Genomic DNA, 19,567 nt, shown 5'->3' with positions numbered 1-19,567 from the left:
ACAGGGGGTAGTTTATATATGAATAAACCCAAAGTAGCGTTTGTATGTGTCCATAATTCCTGCCGAAGCCAGATAGCCGAAGCTCTTGGCAAGCACCTCGCCTCAGATGCCTTTGAAAGCTATTCTGCCGGGACAGAGACTAAACCGCAAATTAACCAGGACGCAGTGCGGCTTATGAATCGACTTTACGGAATTGATATGGAGCTATCCCAGCATAGCAAGCTCCTATCTGAGATTCCTCCGGTAGATATTGTTGTTACAATGGGCTGTAATGTAAAGTGCCCGCTCCTACCCTGTAAATACCGGGAAGATTGGGGACTTAACGATCCCAGCGGCATGGATGATACCGTATTTTTAGAAACAATAACCCTTATCCGGGATAAAATTTTAAACCTTAGAGATCGTATCCAAAACGAAACTTTATAAAAGGGCTGGCAGGTGCTTTGGCACTTGCCGGCTATTTTATTACATTCCGGCAATCACACGGTTCATGCCTGTGAAAGCTGGTTAAAATTATCTTCAATATATGGTAAGATATTTATATGAAAAAATTGTTTACTCATTTTGAATAACAGGAATTTAATCAATAATTCTAAGGCGGTGATCTTGTGACGAAGGATAAAGTAGATAGTAAATATGACGATTTAATAAGAAAGCTGAAAATTGATTGTAAAAAATGCAGCGGCTTATGCTGTGTTGCTTTGTACTGCACAAAAACAGATGGTTTTCCTGCCAATAAAGAAGCTGGAACCCCATGCAAATATCTGGATTCAGATTTTTGCTGCAAAATTCACTCCAGACTGGCTGACAAAAATTACAAAGGTTGTTTGGCCTATGACTGTTTCGGAGCGGGACAAAGAACGACTCAACTATATTTACCAGATGGAACATGGAAAGCAAATTTTGAACAGAAAGATAAACTCTTTCAGATATTTATGATTGTATATCAGTTACATCAGATGCTATGGTTCCTGGTTGAGGCATTTACTTTGACATCAGATGAACTTCTAAAATCAACGATTGATTTGCTTATCTCCGAGAATGAGCAAATGATACAGCAGCCCATGGATCATATTGCAATGCTGGATCTCTCAGAATACAGATTAAACGTGAATAACGTATTGAAACAGATAAGCACCGATATTTCAACAAATGATACATCAAATCAATTTCACGGTTTAAACTATTTAGGAAAAAATTTTAAGAAAGCAAATCTTGACAGAAAGAATTTCAGTATGTCATTAATGATCGCTGCAGACTTATCAGGATGCAGCTTATGGAAGACTAACTTTTTAGGTGCTGACCTCCGGGACGCAAACATAAAAAATGCCGATTTGAGTAAAAGCATCTTTTTAACACAAATGCAGATTAATTCCGCAATCGGAAATTCGAATACAAAAATCCCCATAAATTTAACACGTCCGGCTACATGGGAAAAATGAGCTGGTTTTTCCGGCATGGTTACGTGGTGAACTTATACCCGATTAGCAAAAATAGTCGAGAAGTTTCTCTCACAGTCAATGTAAGATAAGGAGCATAAGGTGGTGAAAAGATGGAAGAAAAAATCGAGGCTGTCCAGCGGATGCAGGACTATATAGCGGAACACTTATCAGAAACTATCACACTGACTGCTTTATCAAGCGTTTCCTATTATTCGCCATGGTACTCCTATCGTCTGTTCTTGCAGCATACCAACATGACGCCAGCCGATTATATCCGGCGCCTGCGGCTCTCCAAGTCAGCAATCAAGCTGCGAGATGAATCCTGTAAAATTATAGATACTGCTTTGGATCTTGGATTTGGCAGCGTGGATGGCTATCAGCGGGCGTTCTTCCGTGAGTTTGGATGCAATCCCAGGGAGTATGCGAAAAGCCCTGTTCCGCTCTATCTGTTCACACCTTATGGAGTCAAATATCGAACATTTAGAAAGGAGAAACAGATGGAAACTGTAAAAAGTGTATTTGTGCAGGTTATCGAAAAGCCGGAACGAAAGGTACTTATCAAAAGAGGGATAAAAGCTGTCGACTATTTTGCTTATTGCGAGGAGGTTGGCTGTGATGTGTGGGGGCTTTTGCAAAGTATCAAATCCATTAGCGGTGAACCGGTTTGTATGTGGCTGCCCGCAAAATTAATTGCTCCCGGTACCTCGGAGTATGTGCAGGGAGTTGAAGTGCCTGTGACTTATGATGGTGTTGTTCCCGATGGATTTGATGTTATTGCGCTTCCTGCCGTAAAATATCTGATGTTTAAAGGAGAGCCCTTTGCTGAGGAGGAGTACTGTAATGCCATTGAAGATGTGCAGACAGCAATCAGTAAATACGATCCAGCTGTCATTGACGCACAGTGGGATTCATCAAACCCTCGCATCCAGCTTGAGCCTATCGGCACAAGAGGTTACATTGAACTTCTGCCAATCAAATGACAAAAAAGCGACAAAGAAGCACAAGATGGCTTAAATAAGCCGTCTTGTGCTTTTTGTCAAAAGATGAGAATCGACCAGTTATACAGCAGCGGTGTTCCCGCCAAGAGACTCTTAATTTCCCGCTTCTTTTTTAAGTCTGGTCAATACTCTTACCAATATCCCGTCTCATATACTTATTCTCAAAAGATACCCATTCCGCCGCCTGATAGGCATGTTCTCTGGCTTCCCTTAAATCCGCTCCGATTGCCGTCACTCCCAACACTCTTCCGCCATTGGTCACCACTGTACCGCTGCCGTCAAACTTGCTTCCTGCATGAAAGGCAAAATATTTCTCCTGTCCCTTAAATGCTTCCACCCCGGCAATGGGATACCCCTTTTCATACTTCTCCGGATAGCCCTCTGACGCCAATACCACGCAGACCGCCGCATTATCTTCAAACTGCAGGTCTATCTGATCCAGAGTTCCGTCAATACAAGCCTCAAAAACCTCCACGATGTCATTCTTCATCCGAGGAAGCACCACCTGTGTCTCTGGGTCACCAAACCTGGCATTGTATTCCAATACTCTGGGGCCTTTTTCCGTCAGCATCAGTCCAAAGAATATGATACCCTTAAATTCCCGGCCCTCTGCTTTCATGGCATCCACGGTCGCCTGATATATATATTGCCTGCAAAACTTATCCACTTCTTCCGTATAAAACGGACTTGGAGAAAAAGTTCCCATTCCCCCTGTATTAAGACCCTGGTCTCCGTCTTTTGCCCGCTTATGGTCCTGGGCGGATGTCATAATTTTAACAGTCTTTCCATCCACAAAGGAGAGCACCGATACCTCACGGCCCGTCATAAACTCTTCCACCACGATCCGGTCTCCTGCGGAGCCAAACAGTTTATCAAGCATTAAATCCTTTACTCCGAGTTCCGCCTCTTCCCTTGTGCCGCAAATCAGGACTCCCTTTCCCAAAGCCAGGCCGTCAGCCTTTAACACAATGGGCATTGGGGCTGTTTTCACATAACTTAATGCCTCTTCCAGAGAATCAAAGACTTCATATGCCGCTGTGGGAATACCATACTTTTTCATTAAGTCCTTGGAAAATGACTTGGAACCTTCCAGCAAAGCCGCACGTTTTTGCGGGCCGAACACCCTTAGTCCGGCTGCCTCAAACGCATCCACAGCTCCGGCAACCAGAGGATCATCCGGTCCTATGATGGTCAGATCGATTTCCTTTTCCCTAGCAAATGCTACCTGCCTGTCAAAATCCATTACCCCCATATCCACGCATTCTGCAATCTCTGCAATTCCTGCATTTCCAGGGGCGCAATATATTTTATCAACCTTAGGGCTTCTGGAGATTTTCCATGCAATGGCATGCTCACGCCCGCCTCCGCCTATGATCAAAACCTTCATTACGATTCCTCCTGTCCGTATGCAATCATCTGTATGGCCTGGGGAAGGATCAGCCACTCTGCCTCTTCCATGACACGCCGCTGCAAAGTCTCCGGTGTATCTCCTTCCCGGACCTCAACCGCCTTCTGTAAAAGAATCGGCCCCGTATCCATTCCCTCATCTACATAGTGGACCGTAGCACCCGTAACCCTCACCCCACGGGCCAGGGCAGCTTCATGAACCTTAAGCCCATAATATCCCTTTCCGCAAAAAGACGGAATAAGGGATGGATGAACGTTGATGATACGGTTCCTGTACTTTTGTATCATGGATACCGGAATCGCAACCAGATATCCGGCCAGAACGATCAGATCAAGGCAGTACTGGTCAATCTTTGAAAGAAGCGCTTCATAAAAGTCTTCCCTCTCCTGAAAATCCACAGGTGATATGCAGAGAGCCTCAATTCCATGTTTTCTAGCCCTTTCCAGGGCATATGCGTTCTGGTTATTGCTGATGACCACTGTTACCTCTGAATTGGTGATCCTTCCACAATCTATCGCATCTAAGACTGCCTGAAGGTTGGTTCCCCCGCCGGAAACCAATATCCCGATTTTCAGCATAAGGTCACACCCTTCTCTCCTCTTTCCGTATGGCCGATCACATAGGGAACCTCCCCAGCTCCGCGGATTGCTTCCATAGCCGTATCCACATCCGCCGGACTCACTGCAAGAATCATTCCGATTCCCATATTATAGGTATTGTACATGATCTCTTCCTCAATACCGCCTTTATCCACCAGCAGACCAAAGATGGCAGGCACCTGATAGCTGTTCTTTTCAACAACCGCCCGGATACCCTCAGGAAGCATACGGGGAATGTTTTCATAAAAACCGCCTCCGGTGATGTGGCTGCAGGCTTTGATCACTGCTCCGCTATTTTTTACGCTTTTTAATGCATTAACATAAATTTTGGTAGGAGTAATCAGCACTTCGCCAAGGGTTTTTCCCAACTCTTCATAATAGGTATCCAGGCTTTCTTTTGTCATGTCAAACACCTTGCGTACCAGAGAAAAGCCATTGCTGTGAATTCCGGAAGAGGCGATTCCTATGAGCACATCCCCCTCTTTGACATCAGCCCCGGTAATAAGATCCTTCTCATCCACCACACCTACTGCGAAACCGGCCAGATCGTATTCAGCCTCAGGATAAAATCCCGGCATCTCCGCTGTCTCACCGCCGATCAAAGCAGCATTGGCCTGCTTGCAGCCGTTTGCAACTCCGCTGACGATCTCTGCGATTTTTTCCGGGTAATTCCTGCCGCAGGCAATATAATCCAGGAAGAACAAAGGCTCCCCGCCTGCACAGGCGATATCATTGACACACATGGCCACACAGTCGATTCCAACAGTATCGTGCCTGTCCATTAAAAATGCAAGCTTCAGCTTTGTGCCTACCCCGTCGGTTCCTGATACCAGAGTCGGTTTTTCCATGTTTTTAAAGGCTGACATGGAAAATGCCCCGGAAAATCCCCCAAGCCCTCCAAGAACCTCAGGTCTCATGGTTTCCTGCACATGCTTTTTCATTAATTCAACCGATTTATATCCGGCTTCAATGTCCACTCCTGCATTCTTATAATCCATTTTTTCTCCTCGCCTCCGATTTTCTCACTTCTTCATCTGGGTTAAATATTCCTGATAGCCGATCTGATCTAATTTCTCCGCTTTTTCTGCCACCTCGTTTTTTAAGTTTTCCGAGTATTCTTTAAGCCTTCCTAAAAGCGCCTCGTCACTGACCGCTAAAATTTTAGCTGCAAGAATTCCAGCATTGGTCCCTCCGCCAATCGCAACGGTGGCAACTGGAACTCCAGAAGGCATCTGGACGATAGAATAAAGAGAATCCACTCCGCCAAGGTCCGAAGTCTTCATGGGAATGCCGATCACCGGCATTGGGAACAGAGCAGCACACATTCCCGGTAGATGAGCAGCCTTGCCTGCACCAGCAATTATGACCTTTACGCCTCTTGCTTCTGCCGTTTTCGCATATTCGAAAAATATATCCGGTTCCCTGTGGGCGGAGATCACCGTCATCTCAAACTCCACTCCCAATTTTTTCAAAACATCTGCAGCCTGAGCCATAACAGGCATATCAGAATCACTTCCCATAACAATCGATACTTTTGCCATAGTAAATTCTCCTTTATTTTGTTTGATGTGAAGATTCATTATTTACAGTAATACAGTTTATTAGATAAATTAATAATTGAAGCTTATTATTTTATCCTTACTTATTAATTATAATACAAGTTTTTTTCTGCTTCGTCAATGGTTTTCTAAAAATTTTGCCATCGCTCATGGGGAGTACAAGAAGGGCGGGAGAACCGGAAAGATATCTTAATCTCTCCGGTCTCCCGCCTGACTATGTATGTTTAATACTTTCCGCCTCCAAATGAGGGTTCTTCAAAATAAACCGGATCAATGTTAAGGACCGGGACATCATGAGCTTCTCCATAAACCGGCTTTTCTGGCCGGGAATTTCTAGGTTTTGAGGATACCTTTTCCTCCTCGCCCTCATAAAGGTCAAAGCCCTCAACAAGTCCCTTCATAATCTGGGCCTGGCCTGACAGTTCTTCACTTGCCGCAGCACTTTGCTCCGCTGTGGCGGAGTTCGTCTGAACCACGCAGGAAATCTGGTCAATTCCCTGTGCCACCTGATCAACTGCCACCGCCTGCTTGTCAGAGGCCAATGCAATCTCTCCAATTATTGTGTTAATGCGCCTGCTTCCTTCCACGACTGCCTGCATAGCCTTCGCTGTCTCAGCAGTAATCTTAGTTCCGTTTTCCACGGCCTGCATGCTTTCTCCTATGAGAAGCGTGGTGTTCTTTGCTGCTTCTCCGGATTTGCTTGCCAGGTTACGTACTTCATCCGCCACAACTGCAAAGCCTTTTCCGGCTTCGCCGGCACGGGCGGCTTCAACGGCCGCATTCAATGCCAGGATATTGGTCTGGAATGCGATATCCTCAATGGTCTTTATAATCTTTCCAATTTCATTGGACTTATCACTGATCTTCATCATTGCCTGGTTCATTTCCGACATTTTCTCACTGCTTTTCTCCACATTCCTGGTAGATTCCTCTGATGTAGAACGAGCCTCTTTTGCATTTTGGGCGTTGACATTTATCTGATTTGATATATCGCTTATAGCAGCCGCAAGCTCCTGAATGGAAGAAGCCTGTTCCGTTGATCCCTGGGACAATGCCTGGGCACCGGAGGATACCTGCTCCGAACCATTGGCTACCAGATCCGCTGATTGGTTAATGCGGAAAAGGGCTTCGCTTAAATTATTCCTGATTCCGTGCATAGCCATAAGAATAGGCTCATAATCCTGGACATATTGTTCCTGGTGCTTGGAGCTGACCCGGAAATCACCGATTGCCAATGATGTCAGCAAGCTGCTGATATCGTCAATTATATTTCCAATGTTGGAAATGGTAGTCCGCATGCTGTCGGCCAGAACGCCCAGTTCATCCTTTGACTTGTAATTTAACTGGATATGAAGGCTTCCCTTTGACATTTCTTCTGCTGCCTTCTCAATCTCTTTGACCGGCGAAACAATGCTTCTTGTGGTAAAAATCGAAAAGCCCAAGGTGGCTAATACAGCAATGAACTGTAAAGCGACCACTACAATCTGAGTGAATCTCGCCATTTGCTGGGCGGTATTATAATTGCCATCGGCGTTCTCCTCGGCGATGTCACTGATCGTTACCAGCTCCTCCTGAACCTTTATGAAATAAGGGTTTAACGATTCAAAGAATATATCCGCTGCCTGTCTGGTTTTATTATCCCTAGCAAGACCAAACACCTGATCCTTGAAAGGCTGAGCCTCATTTAAGGTATTTTCGATGCTGTCCACCAGGGACTGGTCCCCCTGATAGTTTTCCCTTAAAAATTGCATCTTGTCACGGAACATTTCTAAATCCGCTTCCGCAGCATCAATATAATCCCCGGTAGTCTTTAAATCAAGGCTCATGGTTGCATATCCTACATTTTTAGCTGCAGACTGAATATCACGTCTCATCTCAAGTGTCTTTACATCGATCTGGTGTCCGTTGTTAAAAAAATCTACAAACTTACCGTTATTTTGCCTTAAGCTTATTACGGAGATTGTGGAAACTAATAAGAACAGCACGAGGATAGCTCCAAAAGCAAGTCCAATTCTTTTACCAATCTTTAAATTCTTCACCTTTGTCCTCCATTCACTTTATCTATCCTATATTGTATACGAATGAATCAAGGCGATATAATTTCATATTCCGCCGATTCTTAAACTCAAGGTTGAAAGAAATTTTTCTTTCAACCTTAAACCTTTGTATATCTTATCGGCATGTTCTTTTATTTTATAAGCTTTTTTAATAATATTTAATAAATATTTGCATATTTTTAGTTATTTTAAACAATTAGAGATTTGCCAATGGAATATTTAATTCCTCGGTGCCCTTTAATACAAATCTGCCGTCATCAATAATTAAAATCCTTTTACCGGAAGCCGTGACAGCCTCGATCCTATCCAGTTCCGCATAAGGTATGGTAATATCCGTATGGCAGCTGAAATAGGCCTTTGATACATCTTCTTTCCTGAGAATGGAAACCTCATTATCTCTGGCGATGATCTCCTTCCCATTGGGGTTGTAAACAGGGCTGTCCTCCGCCCAGCTGTAGCAGGTGTCACCCACCGCAAAGTGGGGGCCCATCTTTTCCACAATGAGGATAGGCAGTTTATCGAGAATTCCGAACTTACGGGCCATGGCATAAGCCGTGGTATTGGTTCCTATGGCAAATTCTCCCATGGGAAGGGTATCTTGGTTCTTTAAGATCACCTGTTTTACAAGTGCTTTTCCTTCCTCCTGATCCTCAAAATTGCTGCAGGAATAGTCCTTTATCATACCATTTTCAAAGGTCATGACAAGGTCTTTGAACTGGAAATCCGTAATATATACCGTACTGACAGCCAAAGTTCCTTCTGTTCCTGTAAGTCTTGGGGACGTAAACACCTCTCCAAGGGGAATGTTCACATCAGCCACACAGTTTTCAAACTTTGTTTCCTTATCCCTGTCATTCAACGGGTGAAGGGCTACTTTTAAGTGGGTTTTGTTGTTTCCTTTTCCCGTTACCTCCACGTAATCAGCCTCATCGAGAACATCGATAACCGCCTGCTGGATCGCCTTATATTTCTCATAATCAAGGGTGTTGATGGCAATGGTCTCTTCAAAAATCTTCTCAAAGTCTTCTCCGATTTCCGGTACCGGGAAAGCTATAATCGTAAAGCTGGTCTCATCTCCTGGTACGTATTGATTGAGAATTCTTGAAGTTTCATTAGACATTTCCGCTGAAAGCTTTTCCTGTCTGGCATCCAGACGGTTTGCTTCCGGCTTATTTACCGGTTCAAAGCCTTCTTTTCCAAAGGTTTCCATTACCGCTGGGCCGGCAAATGCTGCTGCCTGTTCTTTGTAGGTTTCATAAGCCACCTTCAAAACAGCTGCTTTCCGGTCTTTAAACGCTTTATTCAGATATAGAGCATCGTCGTACCTATGATCGTAAACATACTGCCTGTTGGGAGATGTGCTGTAGTAACCGTTCTTCCGGCCGGCATTGGTATTGACTGTCCAGACAGCCGCACGGCAAAGGATCACTTGAAGGCCAAGCTTTTCAAAATTCTCCATGGCATACTTCACCATACGTTCAAAGCCCAGTTCATAGCGAATCTGCACCGCTCCCTTTTTCTTTAAATCCCTTCCCATTACCTCAAAGCCTTTGCGGTACCCTTCTGTGTAGGTATCCGCCATAAGACGTACCGTTTCCTCTGGCAGGGAATTTAAGAACTCTGCGGTTTTTAATTCTGATTCGGAAATATACTCGCCAAAGTAATACAAATACCGAAGATCATTTAAATCATTATCCCGGATAATATCCGTTGCAAAGGAAAGCGTCGGGTCAAGCCCTTCTCTGACCCGGAAAGTAACCGTATGATCTGTATAATCGCTGACAAACCAGTAGATCACTTCTTTTATCCGGGAAATCTCAGGGATTTCCTCCTCAAATACGTTGTAAATTTCAATAAGCGTTTCATTTAATATGGTTAGATCCGTAAGTCTCCACTCGTGGACAAAAACAATGTCTCCCCGGATCTCTTTATACAGATACGAAAGAAGCTGGCCATAGCCCTCTCCCAGATTTGATACTGCATACGCCGGATTTGCATAGCTTTCCTCATAATGGCCTGGTAAAATATCCTGGTATAACTTCTGGTTCCATTCTCTTAAAATCTCTAACGAAGCTGCTTTCTGGTCTCCGGACTCAATGAACCGGAGATACTCCCCCATCATGGCGATAAAGGATGCTGTCCTGATAAAATAATCACGATACGGTTCCGGCACGGTCTGTTCCGATGCCATCTGACCGATCCGCTCCATAGACAGATCAAAGCGCTCCTTAATATTCTCATTTTCCTGCTGAAACATCATTTGATAATCCATAATCCTTACCCCTTTATTCCTATAATGATAAGAACTGCCCAAAGAATGATAAGGATCAGACTGATCCCCATTCCTACTTTAGACAGTATGTATTTTTTTTCTCTTTCAAAGAAAGAAAAAACACCATAAACCATTGAAAAAAATGAAATCAACAGGCTGCAGAAGCAAACAGCCGCCACATTAAGCTGTGCCTGTCCTTCCGCCATTACAGAACTGATGATTCCAATCATTCCAAGTACAAGTGCCCCAACCGCAAGTCCCAGGCATAGAAAGCTTCTCTTTGCAAAGGATTTCCTAATATAGGACACTTTTTTCTGCTTTTGCACGCTTTTTCCTCCTTAATCTTACTCTTGTATACTGTACGATTTTGTAAAGGATGTATCCCAGGATACCCCCCAGCGTATTCAGTATCATGTCGTCTACATCAAAGCATCCCACCTTGAACACAAGCTGGATGGTTTCAATGCATAAGCTGAACAGAAAGCTTAACAACGTCGTATTAAACCAGCAGCGGCTCCTGCGGCTGATGATCGGAAGAAAGAAACCACAGGGCATAAAGCCCACGATGTTTCCCACAATGTTCAGCAGAAAGGACTTCATTCCGACCACATGGCGGTAAATAATAAAGCGCCGTATTTCTTTAAACGGGGTTAAGTTGTATGCATATTCCTGCTGAGCATGACTCCCCCTGCCGAAATAATCGGAAAAAAATAAAAAGTATGCCAAAAAGATCAGGTAAAAAATAAAGATTACCCAACCCATCTTCTGCCGTTTTGTCGCATTTCTAATCATAACAGCTCCATCTATATGCGGCGCTAAGGAAAACAAGTTTTCCTTAACTGCCGCAGTATTCGCCTAATGAATATGCAAACATATTCATTCCGCTCATTACTCGCGCAAAAAAGAGAGAGGCTGCTTAAAGCAACACCTTTCAACCAGCATCCTCTCCTATAATAACAGTTAAAATGTAATTTCAGATTTCCTCTTCAACAAGAACGCTCCGTTTATAATTGATATGGTCCCGGCGGCAATTCCAATAACTGTCACTACAATTCCAACACCAATGCTTAAAGCTCCAATATTTCTCATCGTTTTATAAACTCTTTCCATACCAAGTCTCCTTTCCTCTCTCGCCCACGCTCCCTGGGCATTAAGGTATACCCGTAGGGTGTTTCCTCTCTCTCGCCCATGCTCTCTGGGCATAAAAGTATCCCTGGAAGGGATTATTTTATACCATAGACTTCGTAATAAGCGTCAATGGCCTCTTTTATACCATCATTAATAATAACTTTTCCATTATACTCCCTGTTATGCAGATATTCAATAACTTCTGCCATGGAAACGATGGCGGCGGCTTTAAATCCATACTTTTCATGGATCTCATCCAAAGCTCCCTTGTCCCCTTTTCCCTTTTCCATGCGGTTTAAGGAAACCATAAGGCCTAAAATCTCCACATTTCCCTGAGCCTTGATAATGGGGAAGGTCTCTTCAATGGATTTTCCGGAAGTAGTCACATCCTCAATGATCACCACCCGGTCTCCCTCCTTTATGGGGCTTCCGAGGAGGATCCCGGCATCACCGCCATGGTCCTTCTCTTCTTTTCTGTTTGAGCAGTACTTAATTTCCTTTCCATACAACTCATGAAAAGCGATGGCAGTGGTAACGCTTAAGGGGATTCCCTTATAAGCCGGCCCGAACAGAACATCAAAATCATCACCAAAATTATCGTGGATAGCCTTTGCATAGTATTCACCCAGCTTTTTAAGCTGTGCTCCTGTCACATAAGAACCTGCATTCATAAAAAACGGGGATTTTCTTCCGCTTTTCAATGTGAAGTCGCCAAATTTAAGGACATTGCTGTCTACCATGAATTCAATAAATTCCTGCTTATACTGTTCCATATTGTCATTTTCTCCTTATTTCATGCACTTTACAATCTCTTCTATATGTATTGAACTTGATCTACTACACCATTACTACACCATTTAATCATTTAAGCATGTTTCTATTTACCTAACATTCTTAGACAAGAAACAATTGTGTAAGCTGATAGCTTTTCGTAACAAATACAAGATTCTCATAACCTTCCAGCGTTTTTTCCTCAAAGATATTATCCTGTTTCTGCGCTTTCTGCCTCTTTAACGCCATGACAGCTAGGTCAGAGGTATAATTCTTTTTCCATTATTTGTTTTGGTACCTTGCTTCTCAAATAAGTATTTCCCATCTTTACGAAAATAACATATTCTCCAACCCAATTCTTCTTTTATCCGTTTATAGTGAGTAGCGTAAGATCCCTTTGACGAATTTCTGCAACTATTTTTACAAATGCTCAACTATATGTGATACCATTCATTAAGCGTAATAGCGTAATATTCTTTTTGACGACATTGACTTGTTTTTCATCTTCATACTGCTCAGAACGTAGTTTTTTGAATATTTCATTGTTTGTTTTACCATAAATAGTCTGCCTATTGCCAAATCTATTAACAAACTTGGATTGATAAAGTACATCGTCCTAGATATACCTTTTCCAAGTTCTTTCCCTTTGAGTGATTTAACCAATATGTCCTCCTTCCTGCGTAAATTCGGGGAAAGGAATACTGTTAGAACATCCGTCCCTAATTTTACCATACTCAATACGTATTTTCAATTAACAATCATATAAAATTTGATTTAGTAAACCATTTGTCCAACTTACCCTTATGGGCATACAATCTATTGCCAATTTTAATTGTAAACCATTTTCTGGGTCATGCAACCAACTCCTTTGCTTTTGTTGGTTTTATAGATAAATACTCTCTGTTATCAATGTTATATGTTAAATGATAAAAATAGTCGAATAATTTAATAGACATATCCCTTAAAAGTTTTAGAAAATAATATTAACAAACTGGTCGGTCTAAACTGTATTGTAACAATAGCATCAGTTATTATTGGGAAAGGTAAAGCATTATCAATGGTAAAAATAGGCCAGGAGCGATTATACTCCTGGCCTGGGTTTTTCTATGAATACAATAAATCCATTCAAAATAATGCTGTTACCGTACAGCTCCTATCAGATCCCTGATATCTTCTACGTCATATTTCTTCATGTAATCCTCTATGCCTCTGACTACTTCTTCCGCTGCATAAGGATTCCGGAAATTGGCTGTTCCAACGGAAACAGCCGTAGCTCCTGCAAGAATAAATTCTATGGCATCCTCCGCATTCATGATCCCGCCCATACCGATAATGGGAAGTTTCACCGCATTGGCCACCTGATATACCATGCGTACTGCAATGGGCTTAATAGCCGGACCAGATAAGCCTCCTGTTTTATTGGCGACTGCAAAGGTGCGGCGGTTAATGTCAATTTTCATACCGGTTAAGGTGTTAATAAGGGACAGTACATCTGCTCCTCCGGCCTCTGCTGCCTTTGCCATTACCCCTATGTCCGTTACGTTGGGGCTCAGCTTCATGATAACCGGCTGCTTTGCATATTTTTTAACTTCCCTTGTTATGGCCTCTACCGCTTTGGGATCCTGTCCAAAAGCGATTCCTCCCTCTTTCACATTAGGGCAGGAAATGTTGATTTCCAGCATATCCACCGGCTCATCCGCCAACCGCTCCACAACTTCGATATAATCCTCTGTGGTCTTTCCGCATACATTGACAATGATTTTCGTATCGTACTTCTTTAAAAATGGAATATCTCTCTTAATAAAAACTTCCATTCCCGGATTCTGAAGGCCGATGGCATTGATCATGCCTCCGTAGGTTTCCGCGATTCTGGGCGTGGGGTTACCTGGCCATGGCACATTGGCCACGCCTTTTGTAACCACAGCTCCCAAATGATTTAAATCAATCATCTCGCTGTATTCCTCACCGGAACCAAAGGTGCCGGAAGCAGTCATAACCGGATTCTTAAGCTCCACTCCGGCCAGATTCACTTTCGTATTCATCTAAAATTCTACCTCCTCAGCCTTAAATACCGGACCATCCTTACAGATACGCTTATTGTGAACCATGGAATGCTCGTCCACTGACTTACTTTTGCATACACAGGCAAGACAGGCTCCAATGCCGCAGGCCATCTTTTCCTCCAGGGAAAGATAACATTCTATTTCATTATCCAGAGCATAAGCCTTAAGAGCCTTCAGCATGGGGGTAGGACCGCAGGCAAAGATCACATCGCCTTTTAAGCCCTGTTCCCGGATTGCATCTAAAACATTGCCCTTCGTTCCGGTGCTTCCGTCCTCTGTTGCAATATAAGTGTCTCCATATGGACAAAATTCTTCATTTAAAAACAGGGCATCCCGGTATCCAAGTACCACCTGTTTCTCACAAGGCAAATGCTTTGCCAGTTCAAGCATAGGTGGAATTCCGATTCCGCCGCCGATCAAAAATGCCTTTTTCCCTTTTGTACCGGCTTCCAGGGGAAATCCATTGCCCAAAGGTCCCAGGACCTCTACGGAATCACCTTCCTTGTAATGGGAGAACTCTTCCGTTCCGCCCCCTACTACCCGATACACCAGCCTTAAAAGTCCCTTGTCCTTATCTGTCTCGCAAATGCTGATGGGGCGGGGCAAAAGCTTTGCGCCATCCTTTGTATATAGGTCAACAAACTGTCCCGGCTCTGCCTGGGCAGTGATATCCTTTGTTTTAATCCACATACTGTATACATCATCTCCCAGCCGTGTCTGGCTGGCAACCACTGCCATTTCCTTTACCTTTGCCATGCGATCCCCCTATAATACCCTGTTGATGTCGGTGACCATGTCAATAACCGCCTGTCTGGAGGCTTCACCGAAATGCTCTTCGCCAAACCGGGCGTAGTTTTCAGATTTATAGGCTGCAATAATTCCCCTGGAGGAGTTTACAATCGCTCCCAGGCCGTCCTCGTTAAAGCATGGCTTTAGATCCTCTGCCGTTCCTCCCTGGGCGCCGTATCCCGGAACCAGGAAATAGGTGTTTGGCATCAGTTTGCGGAGAATCCTGCTCATCTCCGGATAGGTGGCCCCTACAACGGCTCCCACATTGCTGTAAGCGCCATCCATACAGTCTGCTCCCCATTCCACAACCTTTTCTGCAACCAGTTCATACAGCGGCCTTCCGCCAATCAGCTGATCCTGGAATTCTCCGCTGGAAGGATTAGAGGTCTTCACCAGAACGAAAAGTCCCTTGTCTTCTTCCTTGCATACATCCACAAAGGGCTTTACGCCATCGGTCCCCAAATATGGATTGACCGTAAGGAAATCTGTACCGAAAGCAGAAAAACTTTTGTTTCCAACCTTCACCTGCCCGATATGTGCTGTAGCATAAGCGGCTGATGTGGAACCAATATCTCCTCTCTTAGCATCTCCAATGACGAAAAGCCCCTTTTCCTGGCAATAGTTAACAGTCTTTGTATACGCTTTCAAGCCTTCGATGCCAAACTGCTCGTACATGGCAATCTGTGGCTTAACGGATGGGATCAGATCATAAACATGATCAACAATTTCTTTATTGAACTGCCAAATAGCTTCCGCAGCGCCTTCTTTAGTTTCACCGAATTCTTCAAATGCCTTTTTTATAACATGCTCTGGTATATAGTTTAACATGGGGTCCAAACCTACGCAGATTGGGGCTTTTGTTTTCTGAATTTTGTCTATTAACTGCCTGATCATAGCTTCCTCCTTGGATCTCTTTTCCCTTATTTTTTTTTATTCTTACCAATTCTATCATAAGAAAGAACTGGCTTCAAGCCTTTTGCCAAACTGATCGAAAAAATCCTGGTCCCTGTCATAGGGCATAAGATAAAACTGCTTTAAAACATACATACTGATTTTATTTGCCAAGGTCTGATCTCCATCCTCTTCCAGCTTTCTTTCCAGCCGCTTTAATAAGAAATGCCAGTCAGACACAAACTTTTCATACCGCTTTGCATCAGGGGTATCAATCCATTTGCGTACCTTGACCTTTGCCCTGTTTTCCCTCCTGCACTCATGTACCTGGAGAAAATACTGAAATCCCTGCTCATCATAGATCCGCCCTAAGGGAAACAGGCGGCAGATTCCCGGCCGGATGCTATGAATCCCGCATCGCCCTTCCTGGTTTAAAAAGCCGCACTTTTCCTCATTTCCCCCCATTTTTAAGTTTGGAAGCACGATTCCATCCACCACATGAAGTTCCAGCTTCTCTGCCAGCAGTTCCTCCAGAGTACAATTAAGATTTACCGTCAGCCGGAAACAGTCAAGGGGATCCAGGGTAACCGACTGCCCCATCCCCTGACAGCAGGCCGAGCAGCCTTTGCAGTCGCCGCAATCCGCCTTTACCATATCGTTTAAGCTATATAATTTTCCATCTGAGATCTCTTTCCAATCGATTTCCCGTTTCATGAATAGTTTTCCTCAACTTTCTTTTTAGCAAACATGGTTATTCTACCATCTCCTGCCCGTACATTCAATGGGGATTCAATTCTTTATTAAAACTAGCAGCGGCCGGAATGATATGATTTTCCGCTGCAAACGTATGGCAGGGAAAATTATACTTCCCTGCCATACGTTTTACAGAGCTCCATGAAAGCGTTCATAGTTGAAGTCAGATATTTGCTGCGATGATAAATAATATTAAAGTTTCTTTTTAAGCGTGGATTTATTGGTACCCGTTTCACAATGCCTTCGGCTATATCTTTTTCAACGAGAAGATATGGCAGGACGGAAATCCCAATGCCTGAAGAGACACCCTTTACAATCGCCTGTGTGCTGGTACTTTCCCACAGTGGATGTACTGATAATTGTTCCATGGAAAAGTAGCCCTCTAATATCTCACGGCCTGCACTTCCTTTTTCCCTCATCAGCAAATCATAATCTGCAATTTCAGTAAGTGTAATGTGATCTCTTTTGTTCAAAGGGTGGGAAGGAGATACAATCGCACACAAAAAATCTTCCATGAATGGCTCATAAACCATATTCTCCTGCTCTGGAACCGTTTCTATCAAGCCGATATCCACACCATTATCAAGAATATGCTGCTCGATGGCAGCTGAGTTCTTGATGACTGCTTCGATTGTAAGATCTGGAAATAACAGCTGCATTTCCTTTATGATACCGGGTAAAACATGCGTGCCAATGGTTATGCTTGCCCCAATCCTTAAAGTACCGAGAGTTTCCCAATTACGGATTTTCTTTTCCATCTCATCAAATTGTGAAACGATATGAAGCGCATAACTGTAAAATTCGCTTCCGCATTCTGTCGGCAGGATACGTCTTCCGATCCGTTCAAATAAACGGATGCCATAGTATTCTTCAATTTCCTTAATTGCAAGGCTTACGGATGGCTGCGCTAAATGCAATGCGTCTGATGCTTTAGTAATGCCTCCGTTTTGGTATACAGAAACAAAAATTTGAATATGCCGGAGGGTCATGATCTTATCCTTTCAATTCATAATGAAATCATTATATATTTAATAGAATAATACTATTTTACTTAATAATCAACAGTAAATATAATAAATGTAAGGAGGCGAAAAATGAAAACGAAAAAACAAATTTTATTAAAGCTATTTATATCCACCTTGTACTTAAGTGCCTTTACTTTTGGCGGCGGATACGTGATCGTCACTTTGATGAAGAAAAAGTTTGTGGATGAATACCATTGGATCGAAAATGATGAAATGCTGGACTTAATTGCTATTGCCCAGTCAGCCCCTGGTGCCATCGCTGTAAACGGTGCTGTTGTTGTAGGTTATAAGCTGGCTGGAACCGCGGGCACCATAACAGCGATCATTGCAACCATTATTCCGCCATTTGTAGCCATTTCGGCTATTTCTGCTTTTTACACAGCATTTAGAGACAATGCAATGATCAGCCTGATGCTTGAAGGAATGCAGGCGGGAGTTGGGGCCGTGATTGCCTCCGTAGTCTATGAAATGGCGCGGGGCGTTGTACAGGGACATAGTAAAAGTTCAAATCTAATTATGATCGGAGCTTTTATAGCCACTTTCCTCTTAAACGTGAACGTAGTATATGTGGTGCTTGTGTGTATCTTAACAGGAATTCTCCGGACTTGGTTTGAAATGGAGGGAAGGAAAAAATGATTTACTTACAACTTTTTTTGAGTTTTCTCCAGATAGGAGCATTTAGTTTTGGAGGCGGTTATGCTGCCATGCCGCTGATTCAAAGTCAGATCGTATCACATCATAAATGGTTAAGCATGACAGAGTTTACGGATTTGATTACCATATCCCAGATGACGCCAGGTCCCATAGCAGTGAACTCGGCAACCTTTGTAGGCATTAAAATAGCGGGGATTCCCGGTGCAATGGTTGCGACTGCTGGCTGTATTCTTCCTTCCTGCATTATGATTACGCTAATTGCAAAATTCTATTTCAAATACAGAGAAATGACCGTACTTCAGAGAGTATTAAATTCCTTGCGTCCCGCGGTTGTGGCAATGGTAGCGGCTGCCGGTATATCAATTTTGCAATCTGCATTCTGGGGCGGCAATTTATCTGTAAATTTAGCGAATACCCGGTGGAGTTTAATTATTATATTTTGCATATGCATAATCTTACTGCAGAAATTTAAAATGAACCCGATCTGGGTCATGTTACTAGCAGGTGTCATGAAGGTCACTGTTTCTTTGATAGGAGGAGGATTATGAAGCTGATTGTCAGGCAGAAATTAAAAAAATATATTGTTTACGATGAAAACAACAGTGTCATTGGAGAATGGAAACAAAGCTATTTTAAAGGCGCAAAAATGGAATTTCTTGATATGGGCGGAAAGATTTTATATACTGTAAAAAAATGCGGAAATAAAATTAAGATAAAGGGGAATGACGGCTTCATATCTGAATGCCGGTTCCAATATGCTCAGGATGAGAATGGAAACATCGTACAGAAGGGTCTATTCAGGCCACCTATGGCAGAAAAATCAGTGCTGGCTTCCGGCGATATTGTCATAGTACAGGATAAACAGAGAGAGTTCACTATATTTCTAAATGGTATTGAAGCAGGAAAAATGACCCACATGATGTCTTTGCGGAAACAGCTTATAACAGATTCCTATAATATATCAACGGAGCTGTGTTGTATTATCTTTATATTGGGAATTTATATGCTCCATGATGATGACATAGAGATTGTATAATAGCTCACGACTCTCAGAAACAGTTCGATATTTTTCCTGGACCGGTGTCTATTTTGTATGAGTCACAAAATTTTCACAATTCAATTAGCACTCACCCGTTGACAGTGCTAACAATGTGTGTT

The 19,567-nt window shown here is 43.2% G+C and carries 21 protein-coding genes; 6 read left to right on the top strand and 15 right to left on the bottom strand.

Annotated elements, in window-relative coordinates; translation table 11 throughout:
- The first annotated feature begins 18 nt into the window (after window positions 1–18).
- The 3 genes from BMW45_RS20690 to BMW45_RS20680 all read left to right on the top strand — a co-directional run bounded on the left by BMW45_RS20690 (window position 19) and on the right by BMW45_RS20680 (window position 2,422).
- Window positions 19–426, top strand: coding sequence for an arsenate reductase ArsC (locus BMW45_RS20690; RefSeq protein ID WP_092248414.1), 408 nt, complete (start codon window positions 19–21; stop codon window positions 424–426).
- Window positions 427–608: 182 nt separating this feature from the next.
- A complete protein-coding gene (locus tag BMW45_RS20685; protein ID WP_092248411.1) occupies window positions 609–1,442 on the top strand; it encodes a pentapeptide repeat-containing protein in 834 nt (277 codons plus the stop codon).
- 110 nt (window positions 1,443–1,552) lie between these two features.
- Window positions 1,553–2,422 carry a helix-turn-helix transcriptional regulator gene (locus BMW45_RS20680; RefSeq protein WP_092248408.1) on the top strand — a complete coding sequence of 290 codons (870 nt, stop codon included), beginning with the start codon at window positions 1,553–1,555 and terminating at the stop codon, window positions 2,420–2,422.
- A gap of 130 nt (window positions 2,423–2,552) precedes the next feature.
- Here the strand turns inward: BMW45_RS20680 and purD are convergent, their stop codons facing one another.
- From purD to BMW45_RS20600, 15 genes are all read right to left on the bottom strand, one after another.
- Window positions 2,553–3,827, bottom strand: a complete 1,275-nt coding sequence (purD, locus tag BMW45_RS20675; RefSeq protein WP_092248405.1) for a phosphoribosylamine--glycine ligase — start codon at window positions 3,825–3,827, stop codon at window positions 2,553–2,555.
- On the bottom strand, window positions 3,827–4,426 hold the full coding sequence (gene purN, locus BMW45_RS20670; protein WP_092248402.1) for a phosphoribosylglycinamide formyltransferase: 600 nt from the start codon (window positions 4,424–4,426) through the stop codon (window positions 3,827–3,829). Before purN ends, purD begins: the two co-directional genes overlap by 1 nt.
- Window positions 4,420–5,445 carry a phosphoribosylformylglycinamidine cyclo-ligase gene (purM, locus tag BMW45_RS20665; RefSeq protein WP_092248399.1) on the bottom strand — a complete coding sequence of 342 codons (1,026 nt, stop codon included), beginning with the start codon at window positions 5,443–5,445 and terminating at the stop codon, window positions 4,420–4,422. The genes purN and purM overlap by 7 nt, the downstream gene beginning before the upstream one ends.
- 24 nt (window positions 5,446–5,469) lie before the next feature.
- Window positions 5,470–5,988: a 5-(carboxyamino)imidazole ribonucleotide mutase gene (gene purE, locus BMW45_RS20660; RefSeq protein WP_025232504.1), complete on the bottom strand. Its 519-nt coding sequence runs from the start codon at window positions 5,986–5,988 to the stop codon at window positions 5,470–5,472.
- Window positions 5,989–6,230: 242 nt separating this feature from the next.
- Window positions 6,231–8,045 carry a methyl-accepting chemotaxis protein gene (locus BMW45_RS20655; protein WP_092248397.1) on the bottom strand — a complete coding sequence of 605 codons (1,815 nt, stop codon included), beginning with the start codon at window positions 8,043–8,045 and terminating at the stop codon, window positions 6,231–6,233.
- A 214-nt stretch (window positions 8,046–8,259) separates the two neighbouring features.
- On the bottom strand, window positions 8,260–10,335 hold the full coding sequence (locus BMW45_RS20650; protein ID WP_207649129.1) for an aminopeptidase: 2,076 nt from the start codon (window positions 10,333–10,335) through the stop codon (window positions 8,260–8,262).
- A 5-nt stretch (window positions 10,336–10,340) separates the two neighbouring features.
- Entirely contained in the window at window positions 10,341–10,661 is a 321-nt protein-coding gene (locus BMW45_RS20645; RefSeq protein WP_092248394.1) for a calcium:proton exchanger, read from the bottom strand.
- Window positions 10,630–11,127, bottom strand: coding sequence for a VanZ family protein (locus BMW45_RS20640; RefSeq protein ID WP_025232500.1), 498 nt, complete (start codon window positions 11,125–11,127; stop codon window positions 10,630–10,632). The genes BMW45_RS20645 and BMW45_RS20640 overlap by 32 nt, the downstream gene beginning before the upstream one ends.
- Window positions 11,128–11,295: 168 nt before the next feature.
- Window positions 11,296–11,445, bottom strand: a complete 150-nt coding sequence (locus BMW45_RS28035; RefSeq protein WP_025232499.1) for a hypothetical protein — start codon at window positions 11,443–11,445, stop codon at window positions 11,296–11,298.
- 113 nt (window positions 11,446–11,558) lie between these two features.
- Window positions 11,559–12,236, bottom strand: a complete 678-nt coding sequence (pyrE, locus tag BMW45_RS20635; protein ID WP_092248391.1) for an orotate phosphoribosyltransferase — start codon at window positions 12,234–12,236, stop codon at window positions 11,559–11,561.
- Window positions 12,237–13,373: 1,137 nt separating this feature from the next.
- The gene (locus BMW45_RS20620) at window positions 13,374–14,276 is read right to left on the bottom strand and encodes a dihydroorotate dehydrogenase (RefSeq protein WP_092248386.1); all 903 of its coding nucleotides are present in this window, start codon (window positions 14,274–14,276) and stop codon (window positions 13,374–13,376) included.
- Entirely contained in the window at window positions 14,277–15,053 is a 777-nt protein-coding gene (locus BMW45_RS20615; RefSeq protein ID WP_092248382.1) for a dihydroorotate dehydrogenase electron transfer subunit, read from the bottom strand.
- 9 nt (window positions 15,054–15,062) lie between these two features.
- Window positions 15,063–15,980 (bottom strand): orotidine-5'-phosphate decarboxylase, encoded by a 918-nt coding sequence (pyrF, locus tag BMW45_RS20610; RefSeq protein ID WP_092248379.1) that lies wholly within the window; start codon window positions 15,978–15,980, stop codon window positions 15,063–15,065.
- Between the two features lie 54 nt (window positions 15,981–16,034).
- On the bottom strand, window positions 16,035–16,691 hold the full coding sequence (locus tag BMW45_RS20605) for a YkgJ family cysteine cluster protein (protein ID WP_092248376.1): 657 nt from the start codon (window positions 16,689–16,691) through the stop codon (window positions 16,035–16,037).
- Between the two features lie 146 nt (window positions 16,692–16,837).
- A complete protein-coding gene (locus tag BMW45_RS20600) occupies window positions 16,838–17,719 on the bottom strand; it encodes a LysR family transcriptional regulator (RefSeq protein ID WP_092248373.1) in 882 nt (293 codons plus the stop codon).
- A gap of 105 nt (window positions 17,720–17,824) precedes the next feature.
- Here BMW45_RS20600 and BMW45_RS20595 point away from each other — a divergent pair, with 105 nt between their 5' ends.
- From BMW45_RS20595 to BMW45_RS20585, 3 genes are read left to right on the top strand one after another with little or no spacing between them, the layout of a single operon-like run.
- On the top strand, window positions 17,825–18,391 hold the full coding sequence (locus tag BMW45_RS20595) for a chromate transporter (protein WP_092248370.1): 567 nt from the start codon (window positions 17,825–17,827) through the stop codon (window positions 18,389–18,391).
- The gene (locus tag BMW45_RS20590) at window positions 18,388–18,957 is read left to right on the top strand and encodes a chromate transporter (protein WP_092248367.1); all 570 of its coding nucleotides are present in this window, start codon (window positions 18,388–18,390) and stop codon (window positions 18,955–18,957) included. Before BMW45_RS20595 ends, BMW45_RS20590 begins: the two co-directional genes overlap by 4 nt.
- Window positions 18,954–19,445 (top strand): LURP-one-related/scramblase family protein, encoded by a 492-nt coding sequence (locus BMW45_RS20585; protein WP_092248364.1) that lies wholly within the window; start codon window positions 18,954–18,956, stop codon window positions 19,443–19,445. Before BMW45_RS20590 ends, BMW45_RS20585 begins: the two co-directional genes overlap by 4 nt.
- Window positions 19,446–19,567 lie beyond the last annotated feature (122 nt).

This window comes from Lacrimispora sphenoides, assembly GCF_900105215.1.
Classification (GTDB): Bacteria; Bacillota; Clostridia; order Lachnospirales; family Lachnospiraceae; genus Lacrimispora; species Lacrimispora sphenoides_A.
The sequence above is the reverse complement of the archived record's forward strand: the minus strand, read 5'-3'. Positions and strand labels throughout refer to the sequence as shown.